Annotated in this window: 15 protein-coding genes and 1 tRNA gene; 12 read left to right on the forward strand and 4 right to left on the reverse strand. The window is 63.5% G+C overall.

The features are described 5' to 3' along the window. Nucleotides 1-80: 80 nt before the first annotated feature. Entirely contained in the window at nucleotides 81-1205 is a 1125-nt protein-coding gene (locus tag NKI21_RS22965; RefSeq protein WP_352867479.1) for a coiled-coil domain-containing protein, read from the forward strand. 41 nt (nucleotides 1206-1246) lie between these two features. Here NKI21_RS22965 and NKI21_RS22970 read toward each other — a convergent pair. Beyond that, nucleotides 1247-1331 (reverse strand) — tRNA-Leu (locus NKI21_RS22970). 276 nt (nucleotides 1332-1607) lie between these two features. Between NKI21_RS22970 and NKI21_RS22975 the strand changes: the two genes are divergently transcribed. Both NKI21_RS22975 and NKI21_RS22980 read left to right on the forward strand, forming a co-directional pair. Then, entirely contained in the window at nucleotides 1608-2195 is a 588-nt protein-coding gene (locus tag NKI21_RS22975; protein WP_023811139.1) for a YqaA family protein, read from the forward strand. 34 nt (nucleotides 2196-2229) lie between these two features. Beyond that, nucleotides 2230-2748 carry a disulfide bond formation protein B gene (locus tag NKI21_RS22980; RefSeq protein WP_063173147.1) on the forward strand — a complete coding sequence of 173 codons (519 nt, stop codon included), beginning with the start codon at nucleotides 2230-2232 and terminating at the stop codon, nucleotides 2746-2748. 162 nt (nucleotides 2749-2910) lie between these two features. Here NKI21_RS22980 and NKI21_RS22985 read toward each other — a convergent pair whose 3' ends face one another. Then, on the reverse strand, nucleotides 2911-3468 hold the full coding sequence (locus NKI21_RS22985; protein ID WP_006328497.1) for an HNH endonuclease: 558 nt from the start codon (nucleotides 3466-3468) through the stop codon (nucleotides 2911-2913). A gap of 128 nt (nucleotides 3469-3596) precedes the next feature. After that, on the reverse strand, nucleotides 3597-4238 hold the full coding sequence (locus NKI21_RS22990; protein WP_023811137.1) for a DNA-3-methyladenine glycosylase family protein: 642 nt from the start codon (nucleotides 4236-4238) through the stop codon (nucleotides 3597-3599). 73 nt (nucleotides 4239-4311) lie between these two features. Here NKI21_RS22990 and gluQRS point away from each other — a divergent pair, with 73 nt between their 5' ends. Together gluQRS and NKI21_RS23000 are read left to right on the forward strand one after the other, a co-directional pair. Then, nucleotides 4312-5187: a tRNA glutamyl-Q(34) synthetase GluQRS gene (gluQRS, locus tag NKI21_RS22995; RefSeq protein WP_023811136.1), complete on the forward strand. Its 876-nt coding sequence runs from the start codon at nucleotides 4312-4314 to the stop codon at nucleotides 5185-5187. A 149-nt stretch (nucleotides 5188-5336) separates the two neighbouring features. Then, nucleotides 5337-6230, forward strand: a complete 894-nt coding sequence (locus NKI21_RS23000) for a DMT family transporter (protein WP_352441716.1) — start codon at nucleotides 5337-5339, stop codon at nucleotides 6228-6230. A gap of 151 nt (nucleotides 6231-6381) precedes the next feature. Here NKI21_RS23000 and NKI21_RS23005 read toward each other — a convergent pair whose 3' ends face one another. Further along, nucleotides 6382-7233 (reverse strand): YihY/virulence factor BrkB family protein, encoded by an 852-nt coding sequence (locus tag NKI21_RS23005; protein WP_013529430.1) that lies wholly within the window; start codon nucleotides 7231-7233, stop codon nucleotides 6382-6384. A gap of 55 nt (nucleotides 7234-7288) precedes the next feature. On the opposite strand from NKI21_RS23005, the gene NKI21_RS23010 reads away from it, so the two are divergent. The 7 genes from NKI21_RS23010 to NKI21_RS23040 all read left to right on the forward strand — a co-directional run bounded on the left by NKI21_RS23010 (nucleotide 7289) and on the right by NKI21_RS23040 (nucleotide 12835). Beyond that, complete coding sequence (locus tag NKI21_RS23010) at nucleotides 7289-8155, forward strand: SDR family oxidoreductase (protein WP_352867484.1); 867 nt, start codon at nucleotides 7289-7291, stop codon at nucleotides 8153-8155. A gap of 24 nt (nucleotides 8156-8179) precedes the next feature. Next, a complete protein-coding gene (locus NKI21_RS23015; RefSeq protein WP_013529428.1) occupies nucleotides 8180-8371 on the forward strand; it encodes a twin transmembrane helix small protein in 192 nt (63 codons plus the stop codon). Between the two features lie 25 nt (nucleotides 8372-8396). After that, nucleotides 8397-8978, forward strand: a complete 582-nt coding sequence (locus NKI21_RS23020; protein ID WP_023811132.1) for a cob(I)yrinic acid a,c-diamide adenosyltransferase — start codon at nucleotides 8397-8399, stop codon at nucleotides 8976-8978. A 29-nt stretch (nucleotides 8979-9007) separates the two neighbouring features. Beyond that, on the forward strand, nucleotides 9008-9808 hold the full coding sequence (locus NKI21_RS23025) for a rhomboid family intramembrane serine protease (RefSeq protein WP_023811131.1): 801 nt from the start codon (nucleotides 9008-9010) through the stop codon (nucleotides 9806-9808). Nucleotides 9809-10021: 213 nt separating this feature from the next. Further along, nucleotides 10022-10771, forward strand: coding sequence for an electron transfer flavoprotein subunit beta/FixA family protein (locus tag NKI21_RS23030; RefSeq protein ID WP_023811130.1), 750 nt, complete (start codon nucleotides 10022-10024; stop codon nucleotides 10769-10771). 24 nt (nucleotides 10772-10795) lie between these two features. Beyond that, entirely contained in the window at nucleotides 10796-11725 is a 930-nt protein-coding gene (locus NKI21_RS23035; protein ID WP_128304638.1) for an electron transfer flavoprotein subunit alpha/FixB family protein, read from the forward strand. A 231-nt stretch (nucleotides 11726-11956) separates the two neighbouring features. Next, nucleotides 11957-12835 carry a 3-hydroxybutyryl-CoA dehydrogenase gene (locus tag NKI21_RS23040; protein ID WP_013529423.1) on the forward strand — a complete coding sequence of 293 codons (879 nt, stop codon included), beginning with the start codon at nucleotides 11957-11959 and terminating at the stop codon, nucleotides 12833-12835. Nucleotides 12836-12886 lie beyond the last annotated feature (51 nt).

Consider the following 12886-nt stretch of genomic DNA (forward strand, 5'->3'; position numbering starts at 1 on the left):
CCGACGAAGACTTCGAAGAACTGATTCGAAGCATTCGAGCCGCAACGCATCAAGCTTTGCCTCTCTTCGAAGAGGAGCCCGTGACCGGATTGGCCCAGTCAGACACGCTAGCCGCCTCCCTCGGCTCGACTTCGGCCCGGACGGGCTCGAGCCAGGCCCGCGCCATGCGCGGCTCCTCGCTCTTGTCCAACGACAGGCTGGATCCACGTGCCGATGACGACTTGGCGTGGTCGTTGGTTGATCACGATGCCGACGCTCCCGATACCGACAAATGGGAATTGCAGGAAGAGGTGGCGAAGCTGCAGCGCTTGCAGGATCGCACCTCGAAAGAGCTTGGGCGAAAATCGCGCGAGCTATCGATCGCGAGTAAGACAATCGCCGACCTGGACGTCCAACTCAACAAGGCACGGCAGACCATTGCGCAAGCGGACAGGCATGCCGGCCAGCGGGCAACGCGGTTCCTCGAAGCGAATGTCGAGGTTGAGCGTCTGGGCCGGAACCTGGCGCGCGTGTCGGGGCAACTTCGCGACGAGATCATCGCCAGGCAAGCCGCCGAGCAGGCGCGTGAGGACGTTGCATCGCGGCTCGCCAGCTTGCAACAGGCCGCCATGCTGCTTCGTTCCAAGGTCGCGGATTACCAGCTCCAAAACGAAAGACTGACCGGCAAACTGTCTGCGCAGATGCTGGTGCAGCAGGACCTGCAGGTGCGGCTGTCCACGGTCGAGCATCAGCGCGGCGTTCTCGGCGATTGCGCCGCCACCGCGCAGGTACGGGCCGTCGAACTTGAAAAGAGGTTGCGCTCGCTCCAGCGCAGCGCCGCCGATCAAAGCGTGGTCCGCGCAACGCCGAGCGTGGGACAGCCCGCCGAGGGCGTGGCCGAGCATCGGCGCCAAACCTCGGAAACCGAGATTGCGACGTTGCGCCAGGAGCGCGACGCGGCGCGCCGAGACTATGGCGCGGTGAAGGTTCAACTCGCCGATCTCCGCTTGCGCGACATGACCGACGAGCTCGCGCATGCCCGTTGCCGCGATGAGAACCGCCAGCTTCACCACAGGCTGGAAACGCTGAGACGCCAGGATCCGCCCAGCGGACCGGCAGCGGATGACAATGCCGATCTCGAACGGACATTCGACGAATTGCTGGCGGCTGGCGAGCTTGGCGCGGCCAATGACGGCGATCCCACCGCGACGCGCAAGGCGTCTTGATCGCGTTGGGATTTGCCACCCAAAGCTCGAAGAGTGAAGGTTGGTGCCCCTAGCCGGAATCGAACCAGCACTCCTTGCGGAACTCGATTTTGAGTCGAGCGCGTCTACCAATTCCGCCATAGGGGCTCAGGCCGGGCGGCCTGGATGGCGCGGGACTATACGGTTGGAGGGCTGTTCGTCAACTGGCCAATTCTCCGGTGCCCTCAAGATGCGACCAATCTGCGCCTTTCGATTTCGTGACGGGGCTGCCATTGTGCAGCGCGGAAAATCTTTCTAGACAGGCGGCGCATCAAAGCGCGGCACGTCTGCGGGGACGGATGGCGTGCTCTGGGTCTTTGTTCTGTGCATGCCGTTACACCCCAACCTGCCTGCGCAATTGAACGACACGCATTAGGAGTGCCGATGCTTCGCGGACTTTACGACTGGACCTTGTCGCTGGCGGCCCGCAAATCCGCCGAATGGTGGCTGGCCTTCATCGCTTTCGTCGAGAGCTCGGTGTTCCTGGTGCCGGCCGACGTGCTCTATCTGCCGATGGCGCTGTCGCGGCCGGATCGCGCCTACCGCTATGCGCTGATCGCCACCGTCGCCTCGGTGCTGGGCGGCATCGCCGGCTGGTTCATCGGCCACTACGCCTATGACGCGGTGGCGAGGCCGATCCTCGAATTCTACGGCAAGTACGACGAGTTCGAAGCGCTGCGCGCGGGGGCAGGCGTCGGCTTCATCGTCCTGATGCTGATCACATCGGGCGCTGCCCACCTGCCGCCGATCAAGGTGGTGACGATCCTGTCCGGCGTCATCGGCGTCAATTTGCTGTTGTTCGTGGTGCTGGCGATCGTGGCCCGCGGTGGCCGTTTCCTGCTGCTCGCCTGGCTGCTGCGCCATTATGGCGAACCGATCCGCGAATTCATCGAGAAGCGCCTCGGCCTCATCGCCGGCGCCGGCGCGGCTGCCCTGATTTTGCTCTATATCCTGGTCAAATACGCGTTCTGAACAGAACCATTGCGAGCCGGACGGACCGATTGAAATGACAGCGACCATGAATGCCGACACCGGACGCCAGCGCACGCTAACCGCCTTGTTCCTCGCCGTCGCCATGGCCGCCACCGTCGGCTCGGCGCTCGGCTTCCAGTATCTCGGCGGCTACATCCCCTGCCACCTCTGCCTCGAACAGCGCACGCCCTACTATATCGGCGTGCCGCTGATGGTGCTGGCGGTGATTGCGTCGATGCTGCACGCACCGGCATGGCTAACGCGCGGCCTGCTGGCCGTCGGCGGCATCCTGATGCTCTACGGCCTCTATCTCGGCGTCTACCACTCCGGCGTCGAATGGCAGTGGTGGGCCGGCCCGACCGATTGTACCGCAGGCGCCGGGCCGGTCGACACCGGCGGCAAGGGCGTGCTCGACGCGCTCGACAAATTCGTGCCGCCGTCCTGTGACAAGGCCGCCTTGCGCATCCTCGGCCTGTCGCTGGCCGGCTGGAACGCCATCGCCAGCCTGATCCTCGCCGCCGTAGCCTTCCGCGGCGCCCTCACCCGCGACTGATTTGGCGCGATGGCGCCGACGCGAGATCGTTCAAGGAATTCGGCAGGCTGAGTCGTATGGAGTGATTCTCGAGAACCGAAGCGGAGCGGACATTTGGTCCGTGAGCATCGGAAGCGCAGACAATCGCTCCAGACGGCCAGCCTCCCGAATTCTCGAACGATCTCAGGGCTCCAGTTCGACATCCCAGTACAGATAATCCATCCAGCTCTCATGCAGATGGTTGGGCGGGAACAGGCGGCCATTGTTGTGCAGATCGTGCACCGTCGGCTGGAAAGGCTTCTGCAGCGGCCACATCTTGGCATGCGCCGGCATCATGCCGCCCTTCCTGAGGTTGCAGGGCGAGCAGGCGGCAACGACATTCTCCCATGTCGTCGCGCCGCCGCGATGGCGGGGGATGACGTGATCGAAGGTCAGATCCTCCGGCGTGCCGCAATACTGGCACTGGAAGCGATCGCGCAGGAAGACGTTGAAGCGGGTGAAGGCCGGGTGCCTGGAGGGCTTCACATAGGCCTTCAGGCTGACCACGCTCGGCAGCTTCATCGAGAAGGTCGGCGAGGAGACGGCATGCTCGTATTCCGCGACGATGTTCACCCGGTCGAGGAACACCGCCTTGATGGCATCCTGCCACGACCAGAGCGACAAGGGGTAATAGCTGAGCGGACGGTAATCCGCATTCAGCACCAGTGCTGGAAGCCCATCCGGAGATACGGCAACCGTCACGTGTTCACCTCCTTGGTTCTAGACCCGAACGGCGCGGATACTGTAAGCCCGACATGACAGGGATGTGAAGCGGATTGTCGCGTCGCCGAAGCGCCAAAAATGCGTGATTTTTATGATTTTTTGCGGATTCAGGCCGGCGGCGCGGCGTCCCGCCCTCTGGTTTCACGATAATAGGACCAGAAAAGCCGCGATGCGACACCTCGCCACGGGCTCCATGATTCGGCCAGTGCGATCAGGGTTTTCTCCGGCGGACGCGGCTCGATGCCGAGCGCGTGGCCGACCGCGCTCTGCAGCGCGACGTCGCGCGCGGGGAAGATGTCGGGATGCCCGGCGGCGAATAAGAGATACACTTCCGCCGTCCACGGGCCGATGCCGGACACCGCCGTCATCGTCGTGATCGCCTCCTGGGCATCGAGCGAACAGAGGTGATGAAGGTCGAGGCCGTCGGCCACCGCCTGGGCAATTGCGATCAGGCCGCGCTGCTTGGGCCGCGACAGGCCGGCCTCGCGAAACATGTCCTCGCCGGCGGCCAGGATTGCTTGCGGCGTCAGCGGATCGACGAGTTTGGTCAGCCGGCCGAAGATCGCATCGGCACTGGCGCGGGACACTTGCTGCGAGACGACGATCGACGCCAGGCTTCGAAACCCGGGCTCGGACAGCCGCAGCGGCACCTCGCCGGCCATGCCGCGCACCTTTTCCAGGCGCGGGTCGATCACGCAAAGCGCATCGAGCCCCCGGGCAATGTCGTCTGATGTCACGATACGGCGCATGCTTTCTTGTTCCTCGACCGTCGACAGGGTAGCAATTGGCGAAGCGCCGCAAAACATGATTGCCGCCTGAGAGATGACACTCCTGACATTCCGCTTCGCGCCCAGCCCCAACGGCGACCTGCATCTCGGCCACGCCTATTCGGCGCTGCTCAACCAGAAGCTGGCGGCACAGGCGCACGGCCGCCTGCTGCTGCGCATCGAGGATATCGACACGACGCGCTGCACGCCGCTATTCGAGGCAGGCGTGCTTGCCGACCTGAAATGGCTGGGGCTTGGCTGGGAAGAGCCGGTGCGCCGCCAGTCCGAGCATTTCGCCGAATACCAGGCGGTGCTCGAGCGGTTGATCGCGGACGAACTCGTCTACCCCGCCTTCATGAGCCGTGGCGAGATCCGCGCCTTCATCACCGACAGCGAAAAGCGTGGGCGCGACTGGCCGCGCGATCCCGATGGCGTGCCGCTCTACCCCGCCACCGACAAGGCGCTGCCGCTGAAGGAACGCCAGCGGCGGATCGCCGAGAATGCACCCTTCGCCTGGCGGCTGGATGTCGATGCCGCCATGGCGCGTGTCGGCAAGGACCTTTCATGGACGGAGTATTCTGACGAGACGCTTTCCGCGACGCGCTCCGTCGAAGCCCGCCCGCGGGACTGGGGCGACGTGATCTTGGCGCGCCGAGACATTCCGACCAGTTACCACCTCGCCGTCGTCATGGACGATGCGCTGCAAGACGTCAGCCACGTCGTGCGCGGCCAGGATCTGTTTTCCGCCACTGGCGTGCAGCGCCTGCTGCAGCAACTCCTCGGACTGCCGCAACCGGCCTATTTCCATCATCGTCTCATCCTGGGGCCAGACGGACGAAAGCTGTCCAAAAGCCTCGGCGACACCAGCCTTGCCGCCTTGCGCCATGCCGGCGCATCACCTGACGGCATCCGGCGGATAGTCGGGCTTTGAGCCGGCGAGATCAGACAAACCACCTGCCAAATGCGCCGGCCGTTGAATTCCGATGATGCATGGATCAATGGTTTCGCTTTGCGCGTCGGGTTGAAGCGCATTAGAGCAGCGCCACGGTCAACTCCCCCCAACACGGCGGTCTCCGGAACATGCACAGCATCAAGCGGTTCATCCCCGCCACCTTCGTCGTCCTGTGGGCGACCGGCTTTATCGGCGCGCGCTACGCCATGCCGTGGGCGGAACCGTTCACATTCCTCGCCGCGCGTTTCGTCATCGCCGCCATCCTGCTGGCAGTTTTGATGCTTGTGCTGGGTTCAAAAAGAGCCACGCGCAAGGAGGCATTGCATGCCACCGGCGCCGGCATCCTGATGCATGGCGTCTATCTCGGCGCCGTCTTCTGGGCCATCCACAGGGGCATGCCGGCCGGGTTTTCGGCCTTGATCGTCGGCCTGCAGCCGCTGATCACGGCCGTGCTTGCCGGCAAGTTTCTCGGCGAGGCGATCCTGCCGCGCCACTGGCTTGGCCTTGGTATCGGCCTCATCGGCATCGTCATCGTGCTGTGGCCGAAGCTCGGCGCGCTGGGCGGCGGCGTGACCGCGGCGACATTGACCGCCTCGCTGGTCTCGGTACTCGGCATGAGCGCCGGCACCATCTGGCAAAAGCGCTTCGCCTCCGGCGGCGATCTCGTCGCGGCGACCATGTGGCAATATGTCGGCGGTGGTTCGTTGATGCTCCTCGCCTCGCTCGCCTTCGAAACCCGCACGGTCATCATCAATGGCGAACTGATCTTCGCCATGGCCTGGCTGGTGCTGGTGCTGTCGCTCGGCGCCATTTTCCTGCTGATGGTGATGATCCGCGACGGGGAGATGTCGAAGGTGGCGTCGCTGTTCTACCTGGTGCCGGCGGTGACGGCGGTCATCGCCTGGGCACTCTTCGACGAGCAGCTCAACGCGCTGCAGATCGTCGGCATGGCGATCACGACCTTCGGCGTTGGCCTGGCAACGGCGCGGCAGACCAAGGGAGTTGGGGAATTGAAGAACTGAAGAATTGAGGAATTGAGGAATTGAGGAATTGAGGAATTGAGGAATTGAGGAATTGAGGAAGATGGGGGCCATCTGGCGCTGGGTGCTACGTCAATTCTTCAATTCTTCAATTCCTCAATTCTCCCATTCCCCAGTTCCCCAATTCGACCTGTCATCCCACCCGCGCACGCGCCTCCAGATAGCGACTGATCGCGGCGTTGAGCTCGCCGCCGAGGATGAAGATCGCCGAGACCATGTAGAGGAAGACCACGGCGATCATGATCGAGGCCAGGCCGGCATAGGTCGTCACGTAGGACGAGAAGTGGTCGAGATAGGTGGCGAAGATGGTCGAGCCGATAAGCCATGCCGCCAGCGTGAAGACGATGCCCGGCACCAGCGAGACGAAGCGGCGCTTGCCCGCCGGCAGCCAGAAATGCACGGCAAACAATCCGCCGACGATGACCGCCGAAGCGATGACGTAACGCCACAGGGTGATGGTGCCCATATAGGGCTTGATCCAGTCGATATGGGCTTCGGCGAGCCGCGCCAGCAGCGGCGCGAACACCAGGAGCACGCTGATCGCCAGGAAACCGGCCGTGGCGATGAGAACGAAGATGATGCTCTGCACCCGGCGGTAGATGATGCCGCGCGTTTCCGAAACGCGGTAGGCGCGGTTGAGCGACGTGCGCAGCGCCTCGATGCCGTTCGACGCAAAATAGGCAGCAAGCACCACACCATAGGTCAAAAGGTCGGTGCGCCGGACGGTCAGCACATTGAGCACTTCGCGCGCGATCGGCTTGGCGATCTGTTCGGGCCAGGTGTCGAAGACCAGATGCACGGCCGTGTCGGAGAACGCCTGTGCGCCCAGGAAGCTCGCCAGCGTCGTCGCGAAGATCAGGAACGGGAACAGCGCCATCAGCGATGTGATCGCCAGATGGCTGGCCATGGCCCAGCCGTCATCGGTGTTGAAATGGCCAAGCGCGTCGTAGAGAACCCGCTTGAGGGCTACGATCTTCCGCAACAAGAACCGCGCCCTCCAATTGTCTCCACGCCGGGAATATGGGAAGGGATTGCGGCAAATGGCAACCCTTGGCGAAACCACGAACAGTCCGGCGCAGAAGGTGCGCTCGATTATCATCACCGGTGCGTCTTCGGGAATAGGCGCGTACTGCGCCCGCGCGTTGAAGGCGGAAGGCTGGCGGGTGTTCGCAACGGCGCGCAAGCCGCAGGACATCGCCGCGCTCGAAGCCGAGGGCATCGAGGCCTTCTATCTCGATTATTGCGAGCCGGACTCCATCGCCGCGCTGGTGACGGCGGTGCTCGACCGCACCGGCGGCCGGCTCGACGCCCTGTTCAACAACGGCGCCTATGCGCAGCCGGGCGCCGTCGAGGATCTGCCCGTTGCGGCGCTCAAGCAGCAGTTCGAGGCGAATTTCTTCGGCTGGCATGATTTGACCCGCCGACTGGTGCCGGTGATGCGCCGCCAGGGTCAGGGCCGCATCGTCCACTGCTCGTCGATCCTTGGCCTGGTGCCGGTGCGCTTCCGCGGCGCCTATTCCGCGTCGAAGCATGCACTGGAGGCCTTGATGCTCTGCCAGCGCCAGGAACTGGCCGGCAGCGGCGTCCACGTTTCGCTGATCGAGCCGGGGCCGGTGAAGTCGAAGATCGCCAGCAATGGCCTCATTTGGTTTCTCAGCAGCATCGACCACGAAAATTCCGTGCACCGCGTGGACTATGCGGCGCAACTCGAGCGGTTGCGGGCCGGCGGCAGCCAATCGGCCTTGAAGCCAGGGCCGGAAGTCGTTCATGCGGCGCTGCGCCATGCACTTCTATCGCGGCGCCCGCGCCCGCACTATGTGGTAACAGTGCCGGCCAGGATCGGTGCGGTGCTCAAACGCATCCTGCCGGCATCGATGCTCTACCGCCTGATGGCCAAACGCGCCTGAACGCCAAACAACTGGAACGCAACAATGGCAACCGTCTTCAACATTCTCGCCATTCTGGTCATGGTCGCCGTTGCGGTCGTGCTTGTTCGTGGCCTCATCAACATGATGCGCGGCGGTTCCGGCGTCACCTCGAACAAGCTGATGCAGGCACGCGTCATGCTGCAGGCCGTGGCGCTGGTGCTGATCCTGCTTGCGGTGTATTTCACCCGCAAGTGAGGATATCGGCAGCCGGGGAGGCGAAATGGTCAAGCTCAACAAGATCTACACCCGCACCGGCGATGATGGCACCACGGGTCTCGGCACCGGCGAAAGGCGGCTGAAATCCGACCTGCGGGTAGACGCTTACGGCACCGTCGACGAGGCCAATGCCTGCATCGGCATCGCCCGGGTCCACACGGCCGCGACCCATCCCGCGATCGATGCCATGCTTTCCCGCATCCAGAACGATCTGTTCGATCTCGGCGCCGATCTCGCCGTGCCCGACGACGGCAAGCCACTCGGCTACGAGCCGCTTCGCATCGTCGCCGTGCAGACCGACCGGGTCGAGAAGGACATCGACCTTCTCAACAAGGAGCTTCAGCCGCTCAAATCCTTCGTGCTCAATGGCGGCACGCCGGCAGCGGCGGCACTTCACCTTGCCCGCACCGTGGCGCGGCGGGCCGAAAGGCTGATCGTGGCCCTTGCCCAGGACCCGAACGAGCACGTCAACCGCGACGGACTGAAATACATCAACCGCGTCTCGGATTTCCTGTTTGTCGCCGCCCGGGCGGTCAATGACAACGGAAACGCCGACGTGCTATGGGTTCCCGGCAAGAACCGCTGATTGTCGAAAGCGGAAGAGGGCCTGGGGCAATGTTCATCCCGCTTTACGACACCAACAGGCTGCGGCACATCCGCCTGCAATATGTGACCATCGGGCTGATCGTGGTCAATGCCCTGGTCTACCTTGCCACCGCGCTCGGCGGCGAGAGTTTCTCCAATGCCGCCGTGCTTGGTCTCGGCTTCATCCCGTCGGTCGTCCATGACACCGCCGAGCTCGATCCCCGTTTCATCGTCATCCCCGAAAGCCTGAGCTATCTCACCTATTCCTTCCTGCATGCAGACATCTTCCATCTCGGCGGCAACATGCTGTTCCTGTGGGTGTTCGGCGACAATGTCGAGGATGCGCTCGGCCACATCCGCTACCTCATCTTCTACCTGTTGTGCGCGATCGCCGGCGCCGCTTTCCAGGGCCTCGTCGCCTGGGATTCGCAAGTGCCGCTGATCGGTGCCTCCGGCGCCATCGCCGGCGTGGTCGTCGCCTATCTGATCCTTTATCCCAGGGTGAAGGTCTGGGTGCTGGCCTTTGCCCGCATCCCGCTGCGGATTCCGGCCTTCATCCCGCTCATCTTGTGGGTGCTGTTCCAGGTGGTGATGTTTGCCGCCGGCGGCGAGGACCAGATTTCGTGGGCCTGCCATATCGGCGGCATCATTGCCGGAGCCGTTCTTGTGCTCGTCTTGCGCAGCCGCGGCGTGCCGCTGTTTGCCGGCGCCGACGAGGACGTCGCGCCCACCGCTCCCGACCAACCCCCGGTTGCCACGGAACCGCTGATCCCCGACCCGCCCGCCGCGACACCGCGCTGGGGGCGAGGAAACGCTTCCAGTTCGGACTGAACCGATTTGAGCAGCTTGCAGCGTATTGACGTGCAGGGTTGCCGCAACTACGGAAACGTCACCGCCGCAACCTAAGGCGGGCAAAGACCAGAATTTCCATCCGGCCAGAATTCCATCCGGCCAAAATTCAGTCAGGAATGTCGGCTTTCGACAACTCGGAAAGGGCGCAGGCTGTTATAGCGCGCCCAACTAGCGTGAAGAGGTGACAGGCAAATGAAGATCCTTGTACCCGTGAAGCGGGTTGTGGATGCGAACGTCAAGGTTCGCGTGAAGGCTGATGGTTCGGCGGTGGAGCTCGCCAACGTCAAGATGGCGATGAACCCGTTTGACGAAATCGCGGTGGAAGAAGCAATCCGGCTGAAGGAAGCCGGCAAGGCCGAAGAAATCATCGTCGTCTCGATCGGCCCGCAGCAGGCGCAGGAAACACTGCGCACCGCGCTCGCCATGGGCGCCGACCGCGCCATCCTGGTCAAGACCGACGAACAGACCGAGCCGCTCGGCGTCGCCAAGGTGCTGAAAGGCGTCGTCGACGCCGAGCAGCCCGGCCTCGTCATCCTCGGCAAGCAGGCTATCGACGACGATTCCAACCAGACCGGCCAGATGCTGGCGGCACTGCTGGGCTGGGCGCAGGGCACCTTCGCCTCCAAGATCGTGCTCGACGGCGACAACGCCAAGGTGACGCGCGAGGTCGACGGCGGCCTGCAGACCGTGGAACTGAAGATGCCGGTGATCGTCACCGCCGACCTTCGCCTCAACCAGCCGCGCTATGCCTCGTTGCCCAACATCATGAAGGCCAAGAAGAAGCAGCTCGACGAGAAGACCCCGGCCGACTACGGCGCCGACGTCAAGCCGCGGCTGAAGGTCATCAAGACCGAGGAGCCGAGTGGCCGCAAGGCAGGCGTCAAGGTCAAGAGCGTCGCCGAACTGATCGACAAGCTCAAGAACGAAGCCGGCGTGCTGTAAGCGATCGGGAAAGGAACAAGAAAAATGGCTATTCTCCTCATCGCAGAACACGACAACGCAACGCTTTCCGACCAGACCGCCAAGGCGCTGTCGGCCGCCCTGCAGATCGGCTCGGACGTGCATGTGCTGGTTGCCGGCAAGGGCGCCAAGCCGGCAGCGGACGCTGCCGCCAAGCTCAAGGGCGTGAGCAAGGTGCTGCTGGCCGAAGCCGACGAACTCGCCGAGCGCCTCGCCGAGCCGACGGCAGCACTGGTTGTGTCGCTGGCGGGCGCTTACGACACCATCATCGCGCCGGCGACCTCGTCGGGCAAGAATGTCGCGCCGCGCGTGGCTGCGCTCCTCGATGTCGCGCAGGTGTCCGAGATCATCGAAGTCGTATCGGCCGACACCTTCAAGCGCCCGATCTATGCCGGCAACGCTATCCAGACGGTGCAGTCGAGCGACGCCAAGAAGGTGATCACGGTTCGCACAGCCTCGTTCCAGGCAGCCCCCGAGGGCGGCTCGGCGGCGGTCGAGACCGTCAAGGCCGCGGCCAATCCCGGCCTCTCCACCTTCGTCGAGAACAAGCTTTCCGAGACCGACCGTCCGGAGCTGACCTCGGCCAAGATCATCATCTCGGGTGGTCGTGCGCTGGGTTCGGCGGAGAAGTTCCAGGAGGTCATCCTGCCGGTCGCCGACAAGCTCGGTGCAGCCGTCGGCGCCTCCCGCGCCGCGGTCGATGCCGGCTATGCGCCGAACGACTGGCAGGTCGGCCAGACCGGCAAGGTGGTTGCCCCCGATCTTTACATCGCGGTCGGCATCTCCGGCGCCATCCAGCATCTCGCCGGCATGAAGGATTCGAAGGTCATCGTCGCCATCAACAAGGACGAGGAGGCGCCGATTTTCCAGGTTGCCGACTACGGCCTCGTCGGCGATCTCTTTGTCATTCTGCCGGAGCTGCAAAAGGCGCTTTGACGCTTTCTGCCAAAGGTATTAAATGTGAGGGTGGGGTAGACGAAGTCGCCCCGCCCTTTTAGTTTGCACCGCACAAAAAGCAGGCCGCAAAGGCGAAAAGCAATCCAGCAAAAGTGCGCAGCGGTTTTCCCGGGAAAAGCGCGTAGCGCTTTCCCTAGGGAATTGCGGTAAAATAAAAAGGTGGAGCGCTTTCGCAGTTCAAGCGGAAGGGCTCAGGACGGGATCGGTGTAATGAGCAAGATCGAGACGATCGGCATCATCGGCGCGGGCCAGATGGGCGGCGGCATCGCCCATGTCTCCGCGCTTTCGGGCTACAAGGTGCTGATCTATGATATTTCGCCCGACCGCATCGAGAAAGGCATCGCCACAATCAGCGGCAACATGGCCCGCCAGGTGGGGTCCGGCAAGCTCGACGAGAAGGTGCGCAACGACGCGATGGGCCGCATTTCGGCCGCGCCCGCGATGGCCGATCTTGCCGGCGCGGATCTGGTGATCGAAGCGGCGACCGAGGACGAGACGGTCAAGCGCAAGATCTACGCCCAGCTCTGTCCGCAGCTCAATCCCGAAGCCATCCTGGCGACCAACACCTCGTCGATCTCGATCACGCGGCTTGCCGCGCAGACCGACCGGCCGGAGCGGTTCATCGGCATACATTTCATGAACCCGGTGCCGCTGATGAAGCTGGTCGAACTGGTGCGCGGCATCGCCACCGAGGACCAGACCTTCGAGGCGGCAAAGACCTATGTGAAGCAACTCGACAAGACGATTACGGTCTCGGAGGATTTTCCGGCCTTCATCGTCAACCGCATCCTGCTGCCGATGATCAACGAGGCGATCTACACCCTCTATGAGGGTGTCGGCTCGGTCGACGCCATCGACACCGCCATGCGGCTCGGCGCCAACCATCCGATGGGGCCGCTGCAGCTGGCCGATTTCATCGGGCTCGATACCTGCCTGTCGATCATGCAGGTGCTGCATGACGGCCTGTCGGACTCGAAGTACCGTCCTTGCCCGCTGCTGGTGAAATATGTCGAGGCCGGCTGGCTCGGCCGCAAAACCGGGCGCGGTTTTTACGATTATCGCGGCGAGCATCCCGTTCCGACGCGCTGAGCGCATCGTCGGCGCAAATCAGGGGCAAGCCTTTCGGCGGTGACAGGCTCG

The sequence above is a fragment of the Mesorhizobium sp. M0715 genome (assembly GCF_040320355.1).
GTDB lineage: Bacteria > Pseudomonadota > Alphaproteobacteria > Rhizobiales > Rhizobiaceae > Mesorhizobium.

Coding starts and splice junctions, on each gene's coding strand:
- NKI21_RS22975 (WP_023811139.1), top strand. CDS start 1,608: ATGCTTCGCGGACTTTACGACTGGACCTTGTCGCTGGCGGCCCGCAAA.
- NKI21_RS22980 (WP_063173147.1), top strand. CDS start 2,230: ATGACAGCGACCATGAATGCCGACACCGGACGCCAGCGCACGCTAACC.
- NKI21_RS22990 (WP_023811137.1), bottom strand. CDS start 4,238: ATGCGCCGTATCGTGACATCAGACGACATTGCCCGGGGGCTCGATGCG.
- gluQRS (WP_023811136.1), top strand. CDS start 4,312: ATGACACTCCTGACATTCCGCTTCGCGCCCAGCCCCAACGGCGACCTG.
- NKI21_RS23000 (WP_352441716.1), top strand. CDS start 5,337: ATGCACAGCATCAAGCGGTTCATCCCCGCCACCTTCGTCGTCCTGTGG.
- NKI21_RS23010 (WP_352867484.1), top strand. CDS start 7,289: ATGGCAACCCTTGGCGAAACCACGAACAGTCCGGCGCAGAAGGTGCGC.
- NKI21_RS23015 (WP_013529428.1), top strand. CDS start 8,180: ATGGCAACCGTCTTCAACATTCTCGCCATTCTGGTCATGGTCGCCGTT.
- NKI21_RS23020 (WP_023811132.1), top strand. CDS start 8,397: ATGGTCAAGCTCAACAAGATCTACACCCGCACCGGCGATGATGGCACC.
- NKI21_RS23025 (WP_023811131.1), top strand. CDS start 9,008: ATGTTCATCCCGCTTTACGACACCAACAGGCTGCGGCACATCCGCCTG.
- NKI21_RS23030 (WP_023811130.1), top strand. CDS start 10,022: ATGAAGATCCTTGTACCCGTGAAGCGGGTTGTGGATGCGAACGTCAAG.
- NKI21_RS23035 (WP_128304638.1), top strand. CDS start 10,796: ATGGCTATTCTCCTCATCGCAGAACACGACAACGCAACGCTTTCCGAC.
- NKI21_RS23040 (WP_013529423.1), top strand. CDS start 11,957: ATGAGCAAGATCGAGACGATCGGCATCATCGGCGCGGGCCAGATGGGC.